We start from the raw sequence: 18,881 nt of genomic DNA on the forward strand, positions 1-18,881 counted from the left end.
AGTGGAGAGTTCCCTGGCTGACGAGGGGTTCACCACAACGGATCGTGCAGATCCGAGAGCTGTCGGCGTCGTGCTCGTGCACGGCGCAGCGTCCGCTCATCAGCTCGCCCGCTATCTGCGCGATGACCTCACGCACGTGCCGGTTGCGTTCGAACCTGGTGGCACCACGGCTGGTCCGCTCGTGGTGCCTGGCCGAACCGCATGCCTGTCGTGCCGTGATGCGCATGAACGTGACAGAGATGCGGCCTGGCCCGGCATGCATGCACAACTGGTCGCTGCGACGTCAACCCCCATCACCGCCGCCCGCGCATCTGAGGCCGCGGGCCTCGTTGCGAGAATCCTCGCTGAACCGGGAAAGGCGAAGCGCACGAAATCGGTGCGGATCAGCCCTGACGGACGGCGCGTGTGGCGCGCGGTGACGTTTCACGAAGAATGCCGGTGCCGCGAGCATTCGTTCCGATCTCCTGAAGGAACCGCGAAGGCTGCCGATCCCCTCGTCCCGCCGCACGCGACCATGAGAGATCCAGGGTTCGCGCGGCGCGCGTGACGCCGACATAGGCCAGTCGGCGCTCCTCATCGATCGCTTCGAAGCTTTTCGCATATCCGATCGGTAGGGCACCTTCCGCCCAACCGGCGAGATACACGTGCGGCCACTCCAGACCCTTCGCCGCATGCAGCGTCGACAGCGTCACCGTCTGCATGGTCGGCTCATGCTGGTCTTTCGCTCGCGCCATGAGCACTTCGCTGAATGAGCGCAGCGTCGTCTCGCTCGATGCTTCCTCAGCGAGACGCAGAATCGCCCGTCTCGCCTCCCAACCGTCGCGCTGCGCTCCCCCGGCCGTTGGCGGTTCGTCGCTCAGGCCGAGCTCGCGCATGACCTTGCGCACATTGGACAGGAAATCGCGTTCCGTCGGAGCCACGGATGCACCGCGCAGTGCGAGCACAGCTTGACGCACCTCCGGCATGTCGAAAAAGCGTTTGCCACCGAGCACTGTCGATGCGATCCCCGCTTCGCCCAGCGCCTGCAGAATCGCTGCGGACTGCGAGTGCGCGCGGTACAGCACGGCGATCTCTGAAGCGGAGGCGCCGGTCTTGATCCTGGCGGCGATCGCCGCGGCGATACCTGCCGCTTCCTCGGCCTCGCTGTCGTAGGCGGTCACCGTCGGCGGTTCTGCAGTCAGAGACTCTCGCGCCGCCACCAACTCGAGAGCGCCGGGGCGCCCCTTCATGAGCGCGTTGGCTGCAGCGAGAATCGGTGGCTGCGAGCGGTAGTTGGTCTCCAACCGCACCACCGTGGCATCCGGGTATCGACGACCGAACTCGAGCAGGTACTTCTGATCGGCGCCGGCGAACGAGTAGATCGTCTGACTGGCATCGCCGACGACGCAGATGTCGCTGCGCTCTCCCAGCCACAGCTCGAGCAGACGATTCTGCAGCGGCGAGACGTCCTGGTACTCATCGACGGTGAAGTGGCGGTATTGCTCGTGCACTGATGCGGCCACCCGAGGCTCTGCTTCCAGCATCCCGGCGCACGCCAACAGCACGTCCTCGAAGTCGAGCTGGCGACGGTCGTCTTTGAGAATCTCGTATGCCTGCTGAAATTCGGCGAGCTGTTCGGTGCTCACCCGGCCGATGGAACGACCGAGTGCGGCGTGTTGTTCGATCGAGAGCATCGAGACCTTACGCCATTCGATCTCGCTGGCAATATCGCGCAGGGTGGCGGTGTCCAGCCGCAGCCGCAGCTGCTCGCCGGCCTGGCCAAGCATGCGCACCTTGTTGTCGATGATGCTCGGCGCCGGCGAGCCGGCGAGCGTCGGCCAGAAGAAGTTCAGTTGTGAAAGAGCCGCAGCGTGGAAGGTTCGCGCGGCCACTCCTTCGACTCCGAGGGCGCGCAGGCGTCCGCGCAGTTCACCGGCTGCTTTCGCAGTGAACGTGACCGCCATCACGCGACTCGGCGAGTATGCACCGGTGTCAACGCCGTGCGCGATGCGATGCGTAATCACACGCGTCTTTCCGGTACCCGCACCGGCGAGCACGGCGACCGGTCCACGCAGCACGGATGCCGCTTCCCGCTGACGTTCGTCGAGAGTGTCGAGCGCACTCACTCGCGAGCCTCGTACCAGTCCTCGATCAGGGCCCTGGCGATGGATGCCGGACCCGGCAGCCCGACCGGACCGTCACCGTTCATTGCACTGGCAATCTCCGCACGAGTGAACCACCGCACGTCGACGATCTCCTCACCATCCGGGCGCGCGCGACGTTCATCGGATGCTGTCGCGCGAAAACCGACCATGAGTGAGCGCGGATACGGCCACGGCTGCGAGGAGATGTATCGGAGGCTGCTCAGCAGGACGCCCGCTTCCTCTTCGATCTCGCGATGCACTGTCGACTCCAGTGATTCACCGGCCTCTACGAATCCGGCAAAGCAGGAGTACATCCGGCCGTGCCAGTTCGCATTGGCACCGAGGAGCAGCTTCTCGCCGTCTTCGCTCTCCACTGCCACAATCACCGCGGGATCGGTACGAGGGAAGAACTCATGGCCATTGTCGAGGCACTTCCGTGACCATCCGCCCTGGCGCACCTCTGTCGCTGATCCGCACGCCGTGCAGAAACGCGCGTCGCGCAGCCATGAAGCGAGCGTGACCGCTTCGACGAGGAGCTCAGTATGCTCCGCATCGAGTAGACCACCGGTATCGCGCAGGCCTAGCCACGTTTCGGCGGGCGCCGCGTCGATCGAATCTGTCATAGCCGCGATGGCCGCGACTAAGAGAGTGCTTCCGTCGCTGTGCCGCCCCAGTAGCCCCCAGTCGGCGTCGCCCACCTCGGCGGATGCGACGGTGACGAGTGCACCGTCTTCGACACGGACGCGCCCTTCACGGACCACGATTACACGGGCATCATCCGAGGAACGCAGCGCTTCGAGGATCCCGGGTTCATCACGGAGGTGTCCTGCACGATCAAACTCAGCACGGCGAACAGTCATCGACTCCCTCTCTCACAGGCGTGGCGTAGGCCAATCCACACCCGAGCCGACCTACCCTGGGGGCATGGCACGGTCTCCCTTTACTCTAGCCGCGGCGGTCACGGCTGCACTGCCCGGGGCCGAGGTCGTCGGCGCACGAATTCTGACCGCCGGGGGCGATGGACGATTCGACTCTGCAGTCGCGACGCTCGCTGATGGAAGCGAAGTCGCAATCCGCGTCGGCGATGACGATGAGACGGCACGTGAGCTTGCGGCGGAGTCGATCGCGCTTCGCGCATTGACGGCCGGGGCTCGCGCCATGTTGCCCTTCAGCGCCCCGGACTATGTTGGCGAAACGCTGCTTTCCGAGGGTCGCGCACTTGTCACCGGTTTGCTGCCCGGTTTTCAGATCGAAGCAGGCCACGTGCCCGGCGGTCGAGGGGCTGCCGAATCGATGGGTTCGTCGATCGCCGCAGTACACGCGCTTCCCGCATCCGTGGTGCGCAGCGCCGGGCTCACCGCTCGCAGCGCCGACGAGTCGCGTGAGGACATCCGCCAGCTGGTCGATCGCGCCGCGGCGACGGGTCGCGTGCCCGCACGCCTGACAGTTCGCTGGCGCGAGGCCGTCGGCGACGATGACCTGTGGCGCTTCGAGTCTGCCGTGAATCTCGGCGGCACCCAGGCGACTTCGTTCCTTTTCGAGGATGACCCGGAGCAGGGTCCGACCGTCGTCGGCATCCTGAATTGGCACGGACTCTCGTTGGGGGACCCTGCCGTGGACCTGGCCTGGCTCTCATCTGCTCCGGATGCCGCTAGCGACGTTTATGCGGCTTACGCTGCGGCCTCGGATCGCGCGCCGGACAACGCACTGGCCGTGCGAGCACGGCTGCTGGCCGAGCTGGAATTCGCTCGGTGGCTTGTGCATGGCGACCTGCTGCGACGCCCCGACATCATGGACGACGCGACGTCGTTGCTCGAATCACTTTCTGAGGGGCTGCGGGAACGCGACCTCTCTGTGATCGCGGCCCGCAGCGAAGGCGTCGACTCGGCGATGGATGCGCTGAATCGCGTGCCGGCGACGGCGGCAGCACGCATCAACACCTCGATGCAGACCGACGCATACAACCCAGAGGACTTGCTGCCCGGTGAGGACACGGCCGAGGTGGTCGTCGGTGCCGAGGGTGTCATCAGTGATGAAGTGGTCCTAGGCGACGCCACCGAAGATCTCAGTGACCTTGCGGAGTCGGACCTTCTCCCGCGGGATGAGACATTGAACGCTGAATTGCCAGTCGCTGAGCCCGTCGACAGGCCAGGGAACGACGGATCAGGCAGCGACGGATCAGGCAGCGACCCGGCCGAGGAAGCTCAGCGCGCGGCGCGCGCCGCGCTCCAACGCTGGACCAACTCCTCCTCCGAGTAGACCCGGTCCCCGCGGAGGACGAGGTCGTCTGCGACGTAGTACAGCGCGACGTCAATCTCCTCCAGCGGAACACCGAAGCGGCGGTGGTAGGCGAGGCGATACAGTGCGAGCTGCAGCATCCGCTCGTCTCGCTCTGCCGAATTTCGCGGCGCTTTTCCGGTCTTCCAGTCCACGATCTCGATGCGCCCGCCGCGGTCTTCTCGTCGGTAGACAGCGTCAAGCTTGCAGATCATGATGTGCCCTTCGATCCGTTCAGGGGTCGAACCGGCGCCGAGCGCGAAGTCGATCTCGATCTCCACCGCGATGGGTTTGAGTGCGGCCCATTCGCTGGATTCGAAGGTCTCACGCAAGCGTTCGAGGTCTGCGGCATCCGCAGCCGAGGCGTTCCAGACGTCGGACTGATCCTCGTCGATCTCCCACAACGCACTCTCCGGACTCGGCGCCGTGCCGACGAGACCCGATCGATGCTCGACCCAGGCGTGGAACAGGGTGCCGAGCCGGGTCTGCCGGTAGGGACGCTCCGGCATGGGACGGGTGAGTCCGCGGACGGTGCCGTCGTAGTCGGTGACGTAGTCCTTGAACCGTGACGCAGGCACGCGGGTCGGTGCGACAGCGGTGATTCCGTGCTGACGTTCGGCGCGTTCGGCGAGCAGCCGTCGGAGCAGGTCGGTCGGCTGCGCGGCATCCCGCTCGAAGGCCTCGCGCACTGCCGCCGCCGCATCCTCGACCTTCTCGCGGCGTGACCCGAGCGGGTCGATGGGCCAGACGCTCGTCTTGCCCTCGCCCTCGTAGGGGTTTTCGTCCTCGTCGATCTCGGTGATCGGATCAACCCCGATGACCTCGAAGGCTTCACGCAGAAATGGCCCGGGCCCCCGCGGTTTCTTCTGCCCTGCCCAGTGAGACCCGCTGAGCAGCAGATCGGTGCGCGCGCGGGTGACGGCGACGTAGCCGAGCCGCCGCTCTTCCTGCTGCTGGTAGTCGCGATACGCGTCCTTGAACACCGTGATCGCGCCGGGGGTCTTCTTGCTCGCGCTCGTGAGCGAGGCGATGCCAGCTTTGAGACGCTTCTCGGGATCAAGTTCCTCTTCGACCGGCGGAAACCAGGTGAACTTGGGCAGGGCGGCACTGTCGCCGCGCAGGGCGAACGGGAGCACGCCGAATCCGAACCAGCCGGAGGTGTCGCTCGGACGCGATGGAAGCTCTCCGTCAACCATGCGAACGACTGCGACCGCATCCCATTCGAGTCCCTTGGAACCGTGGATCGTCAGCAGCTGCACGATGCCGGGTTCCGGTGGCTCTGGGCGCGGCATGAGCTCATCGGTGCTCTCAGCCTTGTCGAGCCAGGCGAGCAGGCTCCCGATCGTGCCGCGGTCGTCTGCGGCGAGGAACGCACGCACCTCGTCGGTGAACGCGCGCAGCTGGGTGGCTGCGACACGTGCCGGTCCGCGCGTCTCGTTCGCGGCGAGTTCGATGTCGAGACGGAGTTCGAGCTCAATGAGGCGGATCAACTCGGGAATCGGCTGGCCCGCGGCGCGACGCAGACGTTCGAATATCTCCCCTGCCGCACGGATTCGCGCACGCCCTTCCGGCGTGATGCCTTCCAGCAGCCGGTAGTCGTCACGGAGTCCGCGGACCACGTCGACGGCATCCACGATCGATACCGCCTCGTCGGCGCCACGCGATGCGCGGATGCGGGCGCGGAGCTCCTCCGGCAGCGGCAGCAACCCGCTGTCGCGGCGGGAAAGCTCGCTCGCCAGCGAATATAGCGCTCCCATGTCGGCCACCCCGACGCTGAAGCGCGGACCGACCAGCAGTCGGATCAGCGGGGACCCGGCGTTCGGATCGTGGATGACGCGCAGCGCGGAGAGAACATCGACGACCTCCGGCGTCGCCAGCAGACCGCCGAGACCCAGGATGCGGTGCGGAATGCCGCGGGCTGCGAGCGCCTCGGCGAAGGTCTGCATGTGCCGCTTGGAGCGGAACAGAATCGCACCAGTATGCGGCTTTGCCGTATCGCTGTGCGCGGCTCGACGGTCCGCGAACCAGTCCGCAACCTGCGCGGCCTCATCGTGCACGGTGAGCGGAAAGCGGACCTCGACGGCGCCTGTACCTGCGCCGGGGCGCGCCTCCAGCGGCGGCACGTCGAGTTCTGGTCGGCGCAGCGGCTGCAGCACCTGGTTCGCGATGCCGAGGATCGCGCTGTCATTGCGCCAGCTCGTCATCAGGCTGTAGCTCTGCGCCGACTGCTCAGTGGCGAAGGTTCGGGCGAAGGCGTAGAGGTTGTCCGCGCTCGCGCCACGCCAGCCGTAGATCGACTGATGAGGGTCGCCCACAGCCATGACCGCCGAATCACGAAACAGCGCGGCGAGGAACTGCGTCTGAATCACCGAGGTGTCCTGATATTCGTCCAGGAGTACGACGCGGTGCTGCTCACGAAGAGCCTCGCGCACATCGGGAGATGACTCGACGATGTCGAAGGCGCCGCTGACCTGGTCGGCGAAATCGAGCACGCCGCGGCGGTGTTTCTCGGAGATGTACTCGCGCACGAGCACGGCGAGCGTGGGAAGCGAGAGCAGGTTATCGGCGATCTTCGCGATCGTGTCATTGCTGCGGTACGGCTCGAATGCGCCAGCTTGCTCTATGGCGATGCGCTCTGCGCGCCCGAGATCGGCCCGGTGGTCGAGGGCGTCGCCGGCGAGGCGCTGCACGGCGTCGACGACCGTCGCCACAGACAGGTCAATATCCTCTAGCTGCGGCAGATCTGCGCGCAAGACGATCTCGCGCGCCAGCATCCAGGATGCCGCCTGGCTGAGCATGGCGACATCAGGGTCGCGGCCAATCCGCGCGGCGTGCTCACGGACGATCGAGTCCGCGAACGCGTTGTACGTCGAGACCCGCGGTCGAATCAGCAGGTCGTCTGCGGTACGGGGCGCGCTCTGATCCCACCCGGTGCCGAACTTCTCAGCCATCTCGTCGAGCACGTGCGCGCGCACTGTGCTTTTCTGCGCGGCCGTGGTGGCCGCATCCACCCGCGCCAGCGCACCGGATGCCACGATGTCCGGCATGTGCGGCAACAGCCCACGGCGGCCGAACTCGTCAATGACCGTGAGTCTTGCGCCGATGCGTTCGGCCAATTCGCCGGCCGCCTTGCGGGTGAACGTGAGTCCGAGAATCTCGTCACGGCGCACGTGGCCGTTGGCGACGAGCCAGACCACGCGCCCTGACATCGTCTCGGTCTTGCCGCTGCCGGCACCGGCTACGACGAGCGCGGGTGTCGGCGGCGCCTCGATCACGCGCTGCTGCGCTGCGGTCGGCGAAGGTTGCCCGAGAGCGGCTGCGACCTCGAGCGCGGAGAGCCCTGCGCCCCCGTTCCAGGCAGTCACGCGCTCACCGCCGGGACCGTGTGGATGCGGCACGGCTGCACACGCCATTGCACGTCGGCGCAGTGCGCCTCGACGTGTGCGGTGAAGCTGTTCCCAGACATGCCCTTGGCAGCATCGGCGAGCCGGTTCAGGAAGCGCGTGCGATCCTCGCCCTGGAGGGTGTGCTGGTGCGCGACCCGATAGTCGCTGCCGGACAGCGTCTTCGCGACGAGCACCAGCCGCGCGCCGGTCAACGCCGCAGCATCCGCGCCTTCGACGAGCCCCTGCTCAACCGCGACCTGATATGCCGCGAGCTGCGCGTGGTCGATGACCTTGCCATCGGACTCCGGTTCATACTTCCCGGTCTTCAGATCGACGACGACCACACGCTCCCCATTCGCTCCTTCACCCATCGACGTGAAGCCGCGGCCGCGGGCAGCGGCGTGCTCACCGCCTGCTCGCGGATAGACCTCAACCCGATCGATGAACCCGTGCACGACCGCGCGGTGCGGGCCACCTGCCTCCTCGCCGATGTGCACTGCGGGCTCCTCGTCTGATTCTTCTGTGGCCACGTCGACCGCGAAGCGGAACTCGACCTCGCTCGCGAGCACGCTCCCGTGCTCGTCCGCGACGGTGCTCAGGTAGGAGTGCAGTCGGTCGACGTACAGTTCGGCCCTGCGGCGTTCCTTGCGCCCGATCCACTCGGTTTCGAACTCAAGCTCCGGCCAGTGCTGGGCGACGACAGCGCGCATCTTCTCGAGATCGCCATCCGACGCCGTCTCCATCGCCGCGTGGATGATCGTGCCGATACCCGCCGATGGCGGCAGGACCGTGTCACCGCCGAGGGAAGAAATCGCCCAGTTCAGCTGGCACTCCTCGAACGATTCCATCTTCGACGGGGAGACGCGTGCTGCCTCCACTTGTAGATCGTGCAGTGGCGCCGGCGTCGACGGTGCGGTGCTGCCGTACCACTCTCTGGGAGCAGCGCCGGGAACCTCGGCTTCGGCGAGCAGACGGAGTTGTTCCGCCGCCTCCGCTCGCGTGGTCGGATCGAGCGTACTCGTCAGCGTGCGCCGATATCTGGCGACCAGTCCGCGCAGGGTCAGCGGATGCTCGGATGCCGGATGCTCCGACAACGGCGGTGGCACGGGCAGGAAGGCAAAGAAGGCGCTCGGGCCGGTCGTGTCGTCGTCAACAGCGGTGACGACGATGCGCGATTGCGCGCGGGACACAGCACGTACGAACAGCCGCAGCTCGTCGTGGAGGGCCGCGCGGCGGCGGTCAAGCGCTCCCGGAGCTACGTCGGGGATGCCCGTGCGTGCGGCGGTCACGGCATCTGCCAGCCGCCAGGTCTCGAGCATGCCGCCGCGCAGACGAGTGTTCGGCCAGACGCCGTCCTGCACACCGGAGACGATGACCGCATCGAACTGGGTGCCCAGCGCGGTCGCCGGGGTGAGCAGCGTCACGAGTCCCGGACGATCGGGGGTGGAGAGCGAGTCCTCCGGCACCTCGCTGTCGAGGATCTCGCGCACGAACGTCTCCGGACGCTCGTCGGGCGTGCGCTCGACGAAGCGCTTGGCCGCGTCGAACAGCGCGACCAGCGCATCGAGCGCGCGGGAAGTCTCGCCTCCGCCGCCCTGATCGGCGCTTTCACGCCAGTGTTTCTGCAGCTTCGAGCCGTCCAGGGCGCGCGAATCGTCCCAGATGCGCCAGAGCAGCTCGTGGATCGTCTCCCCCGCATCTGCTGCGGCGGCTGTCTCTGCCAGTGTCTTGGCGAAGCGCGCGGCGACGCGCGCCTCCGGAGCGTCGATGAAGGTGAAGGACAGCGGATGCGCCATCGCTTCACGTAGCAGTTCCGATGCCGGCGTCGAGCCTGACTCGGCCAGCTCTGCGTGACGCATGCGCGCGCGCAGACGGCGCAGACCAACGGCATCCATCCCGCCGAACGGCGAGCGCAACGCCTCCACGAGCGCCTCAGTCTCACGTTCCTCGACGGAGGTGAGGGCGAGCCGCACAATGCCGACGATGTCGCGCACGACGCCCTCGCTGCCGAGCGGACGTTGCACGCCGGCAGCCCTGGTCGGCACCTCACGTGCGGCGAGCTCGGTCTCGAGCGTCATGACCTGGCGGGTGTCGTGGGCGATGACGGCCATGTCGCTCCAGGCAACGCCGTGGCTGAGGTGCCAGTCGCGTAGCGTGCCAGCGATCCGGTCCACCTCTTCATAGGGGGATGCCGCGAGGAAAGCCTGCACGGCGGGATCAGGGGTCTCGTGAGCCGGCCCCGGCGCACGCCGATGTTCCACGCGCCCGGCAACGCCGATCGCCTGAGTGACGGTGCGGGTGAGGTCGACCAGCGCGCGCGATTGCCGGTGCGGGGTGTCCAGAACGAACACCCGGCCGAGCACCCCGGAGAGGTCGTGGAACAGCTGCGGGCTCGCGCCGCGAAAGGCCCCGGACGAGATGTCCGGATCGCCGAACGCCAGCACGGCGATGCCGCGTTCACGCAGTGCCTGCACAAGAGTGATGCCGCCGCGGGTGATCTCCTGCGCGTCGTCGATGAGCACGACCCGCAGCGGCGCGAGCGGGCCAAGAGTCGCAGCATCCGCTTCGCGAAGGATCGCAGCCGCCTCGCTGACCAGGTCGGCGGCATCACGATACGACGTGCGCATGCCCGCAAGCACGGCACGATACTCGTCGAGGAACAGCCCGGCAGCGCGCCAGACCGGGCGATCGGAGGCCCGTAGTTCCTCGGGCAGCACGCCCAGCTCAGTGCACTCGGCCAGGAAAGCGCGCAGCTCGGAGCGGAAACCCTTCGACGCGCGCACCGCCGGACTCAGCGTCTCGGGCCAGCGGCTCTCGAGGCCGGCAGCCTCGTCTTCGGCGTCGCCACCGAGCAGATCGGCGATGATGCGGTCCTGGTCCGCGCCGGTCAGCAGTGCAGGAGGGTCCTCCCCTGCACGCACCATCGCGCCGCGCACGATCTGGAAGGCCAGTGACCCCAGCGAGCGAGCCAGCGGTCCGGGCGTCGCCTGCGCGATGCGCACCCCGATTCGGTCACGCAGCACGGTGGCCGCCTGGCGGTTCGGAGTCAGCGCCAGCACCTCTTCGGGTGCGAGTGCGCCGTCGCCGCTGAGAAGACGCACGACGCGGTCGATGAGTGTCTGGGTCTTCCCCGTCCCCGGGGCACCGATGATGACACCGGAAGCGTCGACGGGTGCGTCTACAACGGCGCGCTGTCCGGCATCCTCTGTCATGTCATCCACGTTATCGGCAGGCTCGGACACTGCTGGACGCCGTCGCACAACTCCACTTGTGCGCCCACGGCGAAACCACGGCGCTGCCCCGATCCCGGGCATACCGCGCCGGGGTAGAGTTGGGCGCAGTCCCCGAATCTTCAAGGAGCACGCGTGGAAATCCGCATCGGCATCATCAACACCGGCCGCGAACTGAGCTTCGAGACCGCGACCCCCGCGGGCGAAGTCCGCACTGAGGTCACCGCTGCTCTTGAGCAGAGCACCGCGCACGTCAGCTTCACCGATGTGAAGGGCAACTCCTACATCGTTCCGACCGCGAACCTCGCCTACATCGAATTGGGCACTGAAGAGTCGCGTCGCGTCGGTTTCGTCGCCTGACCCACGATGTACATCCTTCTCGCGCTCATCGCCGCGTGTGCGCTCGGCATTGGCGTGCACTACCTACTGCCGCATCGCACACTGCGCGGCGTCGCGCTGGTTCCCGCGATCGCGACGGCCGCCTCAGCGGTCATCTACACGATGATGCAGTGGGCGGGCATCGGGCAGGACAACGGTTGGCTGTGGCTGGCGAGCATCGTCGGCGCCCCGGTGATCGCCGCTGTGGCGGGTTACCTGCTGACGCTCTCGCGCCGCAATTCGGATGCCGCGCAGAAGGCTGCCCTCGGCATCTGAGGTTCGCCTCGTCTCACGGTCTGACGACGAAAATTGGTGCCATGCCTGCTAGGCGGCGAGGCCCATCGCGTCCATACGACGCGCGTGCGCGCCCATGAGTTCTGTGTAGACCGGCTCGACGCGATCCTCATTCACAGCGAGACGTTCTGGTCGAAGTGCCTGTCGCGCCACGAGCAACGTGTCACCGACGAGCCGACGCGCCCACATCGACAGAAGTGAGCGCCACTCATTGTCGATCTCGATGGTCTGCTTCAAGATCGCCACAATCTCGCCGGTGTCGTCGTCCTCGCTGAGGATATCCGCGACACGCTGCCCCGTCGCGCCGTAGCTGGAGGCAAGGGCGAGGTAAAAGTCATCCAGCATCCCCGCCGTGATGTAAACGGCAAGGAGTGTTTCCTTCGGACGAACGCCGATGGTCTTGCGGCGGAACGCGTCGAGGTACTCGCGGAACGGGAGCATGATCTCGGTCGGGTCCTCGCCCTGCTCACGGATGACGTCAACGATGCCCCGATGCTTGCTGAGGGCTGCACCTGCTGCGCGTGCGAGGGCGCCCTTCTCATCGAGCTCAGGTGTCGCGCGGATGAGCCGCGTGAGCGTCTCGAAGTACCCGAGCTGCAGGTACGCCGCCTGGCCAAGGAAACGATTCAACTCGGGCGCGAGTTCGGCAAAATCCACCCTGGTCGCATTGCCGACGTCTCCGCGACTGCGGAGCGTCAAGTTGCGTCGGGGCGTGTCTCGCTGCCAGAACCACTTCACCACGCGTTCAGACTACCTGCGTGAAGAGTCCTCTTCCGGAATCCGCGCAGTTTTGCACCCCTCGGGTACGCTTGAAGTGCCCCTGCCGTAGGAGTAGGGCCCCGCGCCTGTGGCACAAGAGACGGCGTGGATCCGTAACGAGGCGATCTCTTCTCATCTGAAGGCCGCCGGACAGGCAAATAAATCAAGTGACATCTTTCGCTGATCTCGGTATCGATCAGGACATCGTCGACGCAATCGCCGCTAAAGGCATCATCGACGCGTTCCCCATCCAGGAGCAGACCATCCCCCTCGGCCTTCCCGGCCAGGACATCATCGGCCAGGCCAAGACTGGTACTGGCAAGACTTTCGGCTTCGGCGTCCCCGTCGTGCAGCGCCTCGGCAAGAACCCGACGCCGGGTGTCAAGGCACTCATCGTCGTGCCGACGCGTGAACTCGCCGTGCAGGTCTACGAAGACATCGATCTGCTCACCAGCAATCGCTCCACCAGCGTCGTCGCCATCTACGGTGGCAAGGCATACGAAGGTCAGATCGACCAGCTGAAGGCCGGCGCGCAGATCGTCGTCGGTACCCCCGGGCGCCTTATCGACCTCGCAGGCCAGCGTCTGCTCGATCTGTCGAATGCGACAGAGGTCGTGCTCGACGAGGCCGACAAGATGCTCGACCTCGGCTTCCTCGCCGACATCGAGAAGATCTTCCAGAAGGTGTCGCCCGTCCGCCACACGCAGCTGTTCTCGGCGACGATGCCCGGCCCGATCGTGGCACTGGCTCGCCGCTTCATGACGAACCCGATCCACATCCGTGCGACCGACCCCGATGAGGGGTTGATGCAGGCGAACATCAAGCACCTGGTGTACCGCGCGCACTCGCTCGACAAGGATGAGGTCATCGCCCGCATCCTGCAGGCCGAAGGCCGCGGCAAGACCGTGATCTTCACCCGCACCAAGCGTGCAGCGCAGCGTCTCGTGGATGAACTCGGCGACCGCGGTTTCAACGTCGGCGGTGTGCACGGAGACATGGGCCAGGAGCAGCGCGAGCGTTCGATGGCCGCGTTCAAGGCCGGCAAGCGCGATGTACTCGTCGCCACGGATGTCGCCGCTCGCGGCATCGACGTCGATGATGTGACTCACGTGATCAACCACACGATCCCGGACGAAGACAAGACGTACCTGCACCGCGCCGGTCGTACGGGCCGCGCGGGCAAGACCGGTATCGCGGTCACGTTCGTCGATTGGGATGACCTGCACAAGTGGGCGCTCATCAATCGCGCTCTCGATTTCGGCCAGCCCGAGCCCATGGAGACCTACTCGTCGAGCCCGCACCTCTACTCGGACCTTGACATCCCCGAGGGCACCAAGGGTCGTCTGACGACGGCGCCCAAGACGCAGTCCGTGAAGACGCAGCGCGCGCCGCGTCCGGAGCGCGCTGCAGATGCCGCCGCTGAGCAGGATTCCGGCGAGAGTGGCACGCGTCGCCGTCGCCGCCGCGGCGGATCGGGCGACAAGGTTGGTTCGACCTTCACCGAGGGTGCACCCGCCGAGAAAACGGCATCGTCGGATGCGGCCCCCGCCGCGGACCGCGATTCCGAGGGCGCTGGCACGCACGACGGCAAGGGCGGTGAGCACCACGATGGCAAGACCGCTCCGCAGCGCCGCCGTCGTCGTCGCCGCTCAGGTGGTGCCGCACCGACCGGCGCTTAAGTTCTGATTCGAAAGGACGGATGCTTCGGCATCCGTCCTTTCGTGTACCTGAGCAGGAACGCTCAGGGGTAACGCGGCGCGGTCCCGGTGGCCCGAGCGATCAGGCGTGCGACCATCTCATCGCTGGTCGTGTTCTCCCCCGGCAGATTGGGCTTGCCGGAGCCGTGATAGTCGCTGGATCCGGTCACGATGAGGTCGTGCTTTGCCGCCAGGTCATGCAGAATGCGCTTGCCCTGCACCGTGTTCTCACGATGGTCGATCTCAAACCCTCCGAGCCCAGCGGCGATGAGCCGCTCGATGAAGCTGAGCGGCATCATCCGATCGCGTCCCGCGGTGACGGGGTGTGCGATGACAGCGACTCCCCCGGCATCCGTGATGAGCCCGACCGCGATCAGTGGATCTGGCGCGTAGTGCGGCTCGTAATAGCCCTCGCGCGGGTGCAGGATGCCGTCGAACGCTGCCGAGCGGTCCTGCACGATACCCCGGGCAACGAGAGCATCAGCGATGTGCGGGCGGCCGACCGTGGCATCCAGAGTCGTCTGCTCGACGACGTCGTCCCAGGTGAGATCGTAATCGCGCCCGATGTTGCGAACGATGCGTTCGGCCCGTCCGAGCCGATCGTCGCGGATGCGATCGGTCTCAGCGCGCAGCGCAGCGTTCTCGGGGTCGAAAAGGTACCCGAGCACATGCACGCTGCGCCACTCATACTTCGCCGACAGCTCCATTCCAGGTATAAAAGTCATGCCGAGCGACGTCGCGGCCGCTGTGGCTTCAGCCCATCCGGTGGTGCGGTCATGGTCGGTGAGGGCGAGCGTTCGGACGCCGTGGGCATGGGCCTGACGCACCACCTGCCCTGGGCTCTCGGTACCGTCTGAGTGATTGGAATGCATGTGCAGGTCATTCGGTCCGCAGAAGCGCTGCACATCGGTCATGCTTCGACCATACTGCGGTGCGCGCATACCGGCGCGGCAGGCGATTCACAGTGAGCGCCCGTAGGCTGGCAGGGATGTTTCGGCTGCTGGGGATCCTGATCACGGTGCTGTTCGCGATTGCGACAGCAATCGTCGTGTGGCCGCAGTTCTTCCAGCTCGAGCAGACCTTTCCGATCGCGCAGTTGGTCGCTGTCCGTGGAGGCGTGCTCGGCGGATTTCTCGTGATCGCGCTGCTCTCGCTGTTGCTGCTGTTCGCTCGGCCGCTGCGAGGTTTCGCGGCATCCATTCTGGTCATCTCCCTGCTGGGCGCCGTCGCGATCGGCGGGATCGGCGCGCTGCGCGGTGTCAGCACCGGAACGCTGCCGGAAAAGACCGAGGACAGCGTGCGCGTGCTCACCTGGAACACTGCCGGGGAAGCGGTCTCTGCCGAGACGATTGCCGACACCATCCTTTCGCAGCAGGTCGACGTGGTCACTTTGCCGGAGACTGCGGAGTCGGTCGGCGAACGTATCGCGGTCATGCTGCGTGAACAGGGGCGCCCGATGTGGGTGCACCATGTGCAATTCGGCGACGTCACCAACGGGCCGCAGGCCTGGGAGACGACGATCCTCATCTCCCCTGAGCTGGGCGACTACTCAGTGATCGCTTCTTCGCAGGACGGCTCCAGCAACACCAGCTCAGTGCCCAGTGCCGTCGTGATGCCGGTAGACGGCACCGGACCCACGATCGTGGCTGTGCACGCCGTGGCTCCGCGCGTCGAGGATATGGCGCATTGGCAGTCCGATCTGGAGTGGATTGCGGATCAGTGCCCCGCAGGCGATTTCATTCTGGCCGGTGATTTCAACGCGACGATCGATCATATGGCGACGCTCGGCGTCGACGACGGCGATATGGGCTACTGCCGCGACGCGGCCATGCGCACCGGCACCGGGTTCACCGCGACGTGGCCGGCCTCATTCCCAGAGCTGGTGGGTGCACCGATCGACCATGTGATGGCGAGCCAGAACTGGGAGCCGACCGGCTCGCTCGTGCTGGATGCGTCGGGAAGCGATCACCGCGCGCTCGTTGTACAGCTGGATCCCGCGGGCTGAGCCTCAGGCCGTCCGCACTCGCCGCACCAGCACGAGGATCGCGCGCCACCCGATCAGGAACAGCGCGAGCACCAGCGTCGCCACGATGATGAACGGCAGAGCCGTGCCCTGGCCACTGACTGCGCGCAACAGCAGGCCACCGACGACTGTGATGGCCCAGATCGCTGCGCCCGTAGACATCCGCTCGGCACGCGCACGACGCATGAGTACGACGGCGTGCGCGACGAGGACGGCGACGATGAAGGGCCACGTCGTGTTCAGCAGGCCGGGAATGTCACTGAAGATTCCTTCGGCGTGCGAAAGGCGGCCGATCACGCAGAACACCGCGACGAGCACCACGTCGATCACGATCGTGAGTGGCCGGGAGAATCCTGGTGCCATCGTGTCACTAGTCATGTTTCCCAGCCTAAGGCGGAGTGAGAGACTGGTTGTATGAACACCGGAGAGAGCGAAACCATCGCCGAGGCCCCCGTCACGAACCGCAAGCAGCCCTTCCCCCGCGGATTCCTGGAAACGATCTCGACCGGCTGGGCGGACCGGCCTGAGTCGATGCCGAGCGCGCGTGCGCAGGCAGAGTTCGCGGCAGCGCGGCGCGTGGCAGTGTCTGCCACGTTCCCAGGCAAGCGCCTCGTGATCGAGGCTGGCTCGCTCAAGCAGCGCTCCAATGACACGGACTATCCGTTCCGCGCCCACTCGGCGTTCGCGCACCTGACCGGATGGGCCGCCGACACCGAGCCGGATTCCGTGCTCGTGTTCGAGCCGACGGATGCCGGACACGCCGTGACCCTGTACTTCCGCGAGCGGGCTGACCGCACCACGACGGAGTTTTACGCGGATGCCACGGTCGGCGAATTCTGGATCGGCGCGCGGCCATCGCTGGCTGGCGTCGCCGCCGATCTTGCCGTCGCCACCGATCACCTCAACGCTTTCACCGCGTCTGACGACGACGTGACGTTGGAGGATGCCGATCTCGCACGCTTCGTATCTGAGCTGCGCCTCGTGAAGGACGAGTACGAGATCGCCCAGATGCGCCTCGCCGTCGAGATCACTGCACGCGGCTTCGACGACATCATTCACGCGCTGCCCGATGCAGCCCGTCACGCACGGGGCGAGCGCGTCGTGGAGGGTGTGTTCCACCGCCGCGCGCGCGAAGACGGCAATGGCGAGGGATACGACACGATCTCGGCCTCCGGCCCGCACGCCTGCTACCTGCACTGGACGCGCAATGACGGCGCTGTCGTCCCCGGTGACCTGATCCTGGTGGATGCCGGGGTCGAGACCGACAGCCTGTACACGGCCGACATCACACGCACTCTGCCTGTGAACGGCACCTTCTCCGACGTGCAGCGGCGCGTGTACGAGACGGTGCTTGAGGCTGCGGATGCGGCATTCGCCGTGGCTCGTCCGGGCGTGCGGTTCCGCGAGGTGCACGAGGCAGCAATGGTTGTGATCGCCAAGCGCGTCGCAGAGTGGGGTCTGCTGCCGGTCACCGCCGAAGAGGCGCTCGACGCCGATGCCGGTGGCCACCACCGTCGCTACATGGTGCACGGCACCTCGCACCACCTCGGCATCGATGTGCACGACTGCGCGCAGGCGCGTCGTGAGATGTACTACGACGGCGTGCTGGAGGCTGGCATGGTCTTCACGATCGAGCCGGGCCTGTACTTCCAGATCGACGATCTCACGGTTCCTGAGGAACTGCGTGGCATCGGCGTGCGCATCGAAGATGACATTCTCATGACCGAGGACGGCCCCGTGAACCTGTCAGCAGATATTCCGCGGACAGTCGACGAGGTTGAAGCGTGGATCGCGCGGGTTCAGCAGGGCTGACCCGTGCACGTCGGACAACTCGATGTCGATGAAGGTCTCGTCGGTCGGCTGATCGACGAGCAGTTTCCCGCACACCGTGGGATGCCGGTGCGGAGGGTCGCGACACAGGGAACAGTGAACGCGATCTTCCGTGTCGGGGTGCGCTTCGTCGCGCGGTTGCCGCTTGAGGCTGTATCCGCATCGGAGCTCGAGACTGAAGCTCAGCAGTTGGGTGCGTTCGCTGCCGCCTCCCCGTTCGCGGCGCCGGAGCCCATCGGTGTCGGTACTACGTCGGCGGAGTACCCATCGGCGTGGTCGGTGCAGACGTGGGTGTCAGGTGATGTGGCGAGCCCATCCGACTTCGCCTGCTCTGAGGCGCTTGCTGATGATGTCGTGACTTTGATCGCCGCGCTGCGGGCGGTGAGTGTTGGCGGTCGTACGTTTGACGGCAATGGTCGCGGTGGAGATCTCCGTGATCATGACGAATGGCTGGAGCGGTGCTTCTCACGAAGCGCAGGACTGCTGGATGTCAAGACGGCTGCCCGACTGTGGAACTCGCTTCACGCACTGCCGTCGCTGGGGGCCGATGTCATGTCGCACCGCGATCTCACGCCGCCGAATCTGCTCGTGTCGAACGGCCGACTCAGCGGCGTGTTGGACGGTGGGGCCTTCGGGCCTGCCGATCCGGCGTTGGACCTGGTCGCTGCGTGGCACCTGTTCGACGCAGATAGCCGCGAGCGCGTGCGACGGGGGCTCGGCGTGAGCGACGTGGAATGGCTGCGTGGCGCCGCCTGGGCTTTCCAACAGGCCATGGGGCTCGGTTGGTACTACGTGAACTCGAATCCAGCGATGAGCGCGCTGGGACTGTCTACGATCGAGCGGCTACTGAACGATGACGAGGTTCGGGCGTTCGCCGGCTGATC

14 protein-coding genes are annotated in these 18,881 nt (G+C 66.3%); 7 read left to right on the forward strand and 7 right to left on the reverse strand.

Annotated elements, in window-relative coordinates:
* Positions 1–383: 383 nt before the first annotated feature.
* Together ACSU04_RS04925 and nudC are read right to left on the reverse strand one after the other, a co-directional pair.
* Positions 384–2,105: an ATP-dependent helicase gene (locus tag ACSU04_RS04925; protein WP_439288616.1), complete on the reverse strand. Its 1,722-nt coding sequence runs from the start codon at positions 2,103–2,105 to the stop codon at positions 384–386.
* Entirely contained in the window at positions 2,102–2,983 is an 882-nt protein-coding gene (gene nudC / locus ACSU04_RS04930) for an NAD(+) diphosphatase (protein WP_439288617.1), read from the reverse strand. The genes ACSU04_RS04925 and nudC overlap by 4 nt, the downstream gene beginning before the upstream one ends.
* A 64-nt stretch (positions 2,984–3,047) precedes the next feature.
* Between nudC and ACSU04_RS04935 the strand changes: the two genes are divergently transcribed.
* Positions 3,048–4,382: a phosphotransferase gene (locus ACSU04_RS04935; RefSeq protein ID WP_439288618.1), complete on the forward strand. Its 1,335-nt coding sequence runs from the start codon at positions 3,048–3,050 to the stop codon at positions 4,380–4,382.
* Here the strand turns inward: ACSU04_RS04935 and ACSU04_RS04940 are convergent.
* Positions 4,328–7,813, reverse strand: a complete 3,486-nt coding sequence (locus tag ACSU04_RS04940) for a UvrD-helicase domain-containing protein (protein ID WP_439288619.1) — start codon at positions 7,811–7,813, stop codon at positions 4,328–4,330. The two genes, ACSU04_RS04935 and ACSU04_RS04940, sit on opposite strands and share 55 nt — an antisense overlap.
* On the reverse strand, positions 7,762–10,998 hold the full coding sequence (locus ACSU04_RS04945) for an ATP-dependent helicase (protein WP_439288620.1): 3,237 nt from the start codon (positions 10,996–10,998) through the stop codon (positions 7,762–7,764). Before ACSU04_RS04945 ends, ACSU04_RS04940 begins: the two co-directional genes overlap by 52 nt.
* 153 nt (positions 10,999–11,151) lie before the next feature.
* On the opposite strand from ACSU04_RS04945, the gene ACSU04_RS04950 reads away from it, so the two are divergent.
* Together ACSU04_RS04950 and ACSU04_RS04955 are read left to right on the forward strand one after the other, a co-directional pair.
* Entirely contained in the window at positions 11,152–11,376 is a 225-nt protein-coding gene (locus ACSU04_RS04950) for a DUF3107 domain-containing protein (protein WP_439285843.1), read from the forward strand.
* Positions 11,377–11,382: 6 nt separating this feature from the next.
* Positions 11,383–11,670 (forward strand): hypothetical protein, encoded by a 288-nt coding sequence (locus ACSU04_RS04955; protein WP_439285841.1) that lies wholly within the window; start codon positions 11,383–11,385, stop codon positions 11,668–11,670.
* A gap of 48 nt (positions 11,671–11,718) precedes the next feature.
* Here the strand turns inward: ACSU04_RS04955 and ACSU04_RS04960 are convergent, their stop codons facing one another.
* Positions 11,719–12,429, reverse strand: a complete 711-nt coding sequence (locus ACSU04_RS04960; protein ID WP_439285840.1) for a ferritin-like fold-containing protein — start codon at positions 12,427–12,429, stop codon at positions 11,719–11,721.
* Between the two features lie 185 nt (positions 12,430–12,614).
* Here ACSU04_RS04960 and ACSU04_RS04965 point away from each other — a divergent pair, with 185 nt between their 5' ends.
* Positions 12,615–14,126 carry a DEAD/DEAH box helicase gene (locus tag ACSU04_RS04965; RefSeq protein ID WP_439285839.1) on the forward strand — a complete coding sequence of 504 codons (1,512 nt, stop codon included), beginning with the start codon at positions 12,615–12,617 and terminating at the stop codon, positions 14,124–14,126.
* A 62-nt stretch (positions 14,127–14,188) separates the two neighbouring features.
* Here the strand turns inward: ACSU04_RS04965 and ACSU04_RS04970 are convergent, their stop codons facing one another.
* Positions 14,189–15,058: a PHP domain-containing protein gene (locus ACSU04_RS04970; RefSeq protein ID WP_439285837.1), complete on the reverse strand. Its 870-nt coding sequence runs from the start codon at positions 15,056–15,058 to the stop codon at positions 14,189–14,191.
* A gap of 74 nt (positions 15,059–15,132) precedes the next feature.
* Between ACSU04_RS04970 and ACSU04_RS04975 the strand changes: the two genes are divergently transcribed.
* On the forward strand, positions 15,133–16,149 hold the full coding sequence (locus ACSU04_RS04975) for an endonuclease/exonuclease/phosphatase family protein (RefSeq protein WP_439288621.1): 1,017 nt from the start codon (positions 15,133–15,135) through the stop codon (positions 16,147–16,149).
* Positions 16,150–16,152: 3 nt separating this feature from the next.
* Here ACSU04_RS04975 and ACSU04_RS04980 read toward each other — a convergent pair whose 3' ends face one another.
* Positions 16,153–16,545 (reverse strand): DUF3054 domain-containing protein, encoded by a 393-nt coding sequence (locus ACSU04_RS04980; RefSeq protein ID WP_439285833.1) that lies wholly within the window; start codon positions 16,543–16,545, stop codon positions 16,153–16,155.
* Positions 16,546–16,581: 36 nt separating this feature from the next.
* Here ACSU04_RS04980 and ACSU04_RS04985 point away from each other — a divergent pair, with 36 nt between their 5' ends.
* Positions 16,582–17,979 carry an aminopeptidase P family protein gene (locus ACSU04_RS04985; protein ID WP_439285831.1) on the forward strand — a complete coding sequence of 466 codons (1,398 nt, stop codon included), beginning with the start codon at positions 16,582–16,584 and terminating at the stop codon, positions 17,977–17,979.
* A 3-nt stretch (positions 17,980–17,982) separates the two neighbouring features.
* Positions 17,983–18,879, forward strand: coding sequence for a phosphotransferase (locus tag ACSU04_RS04990; RefSeq protein WP_439288622.1), 897 nt, complete (start codon positions 17,983–17,985; stop codon positions 18,877–18,879).
* The last annotated feature ends 2 nt before the right edge of the window (positions 18,880–18,881 follow it).

Source organism: Microbacterium sp. A84 (assembly GCF_051842815.1).
Taxonomy (GTDB): domain Bacteria; phylum Actinomycetota; class Actinomycetes; order Actinomycetales; family Microbacteriaceae; genus Microbacterium.

Excerpts from the sequence above, each read along its gene's own strand:
- ACSU04_RS04980 (WP_439285833.1), bottom strand. The coding sequence starts at position 16,545 with ATGACTAGTGACACGATGGCACCAGGATTCTCCCGGCCACTCACGATC.
- nudC (WP_439288617.1), bottom strand. The coding sequence starts at position 2,983 with ATGACTGTTCGCCGTGCTGAGTTTGATCGTGCAGGACACCTCCGTGAT.
- ACSU04_RS04945 (WP_439288620.1), bottom strand. The coding sequence starts at position 10,998 with ATGACAGAGGATGCCGGACAGCGCGCCGTTGTAGACGCACCCGTCGAC.
- ACSU04_RS04970 (WP_439285837.1), bottom strand. The coding sequence starts at position 15,058 with ATGACCGATGTGCAGCGCTTCTGCGGACCGAATGACCTGCACATGCAT.
- ACSU04_RS04975 (WP_439288621.1), top strand. The coding sequence starts at position 15,133 with ATGTTTCGGCTGCTGGGGATCCTGATCACGGTGCTGTTCGCGATTGCG.
- ACSU04_RS04940 (WP_439288619.1), bottom strand. The coding sequence starts at position 7,813 with ATGGCGTGTGCAGCCGTGCCGCATCCACACGGTCCCGGCGGTGAGCGC.
- ACSU04_RS04955 (WP_439285841.1), top strand. The coding sequence starts at position 11,383 with ATGTACATCCTTCTCGCGCTCATCGCCGCGTGTGCGCTCGGCATTGGC.
- ACSU04_RS04935 (WP_439288618.1), top strand. The coding sequence starts at position 3,048 with ATGGCACGGTCTCCCTTTACTCTAGCCGCGGCGGTCACGGCTGCACTG.
- ACSU04_RS04985 (WP_439285831.1), top strand. The coding sequence starts at position 16,582 with ATGAACACCGGAGAGAGCGAAACCATCGCCGAGGCCCCCGTCACGAAC.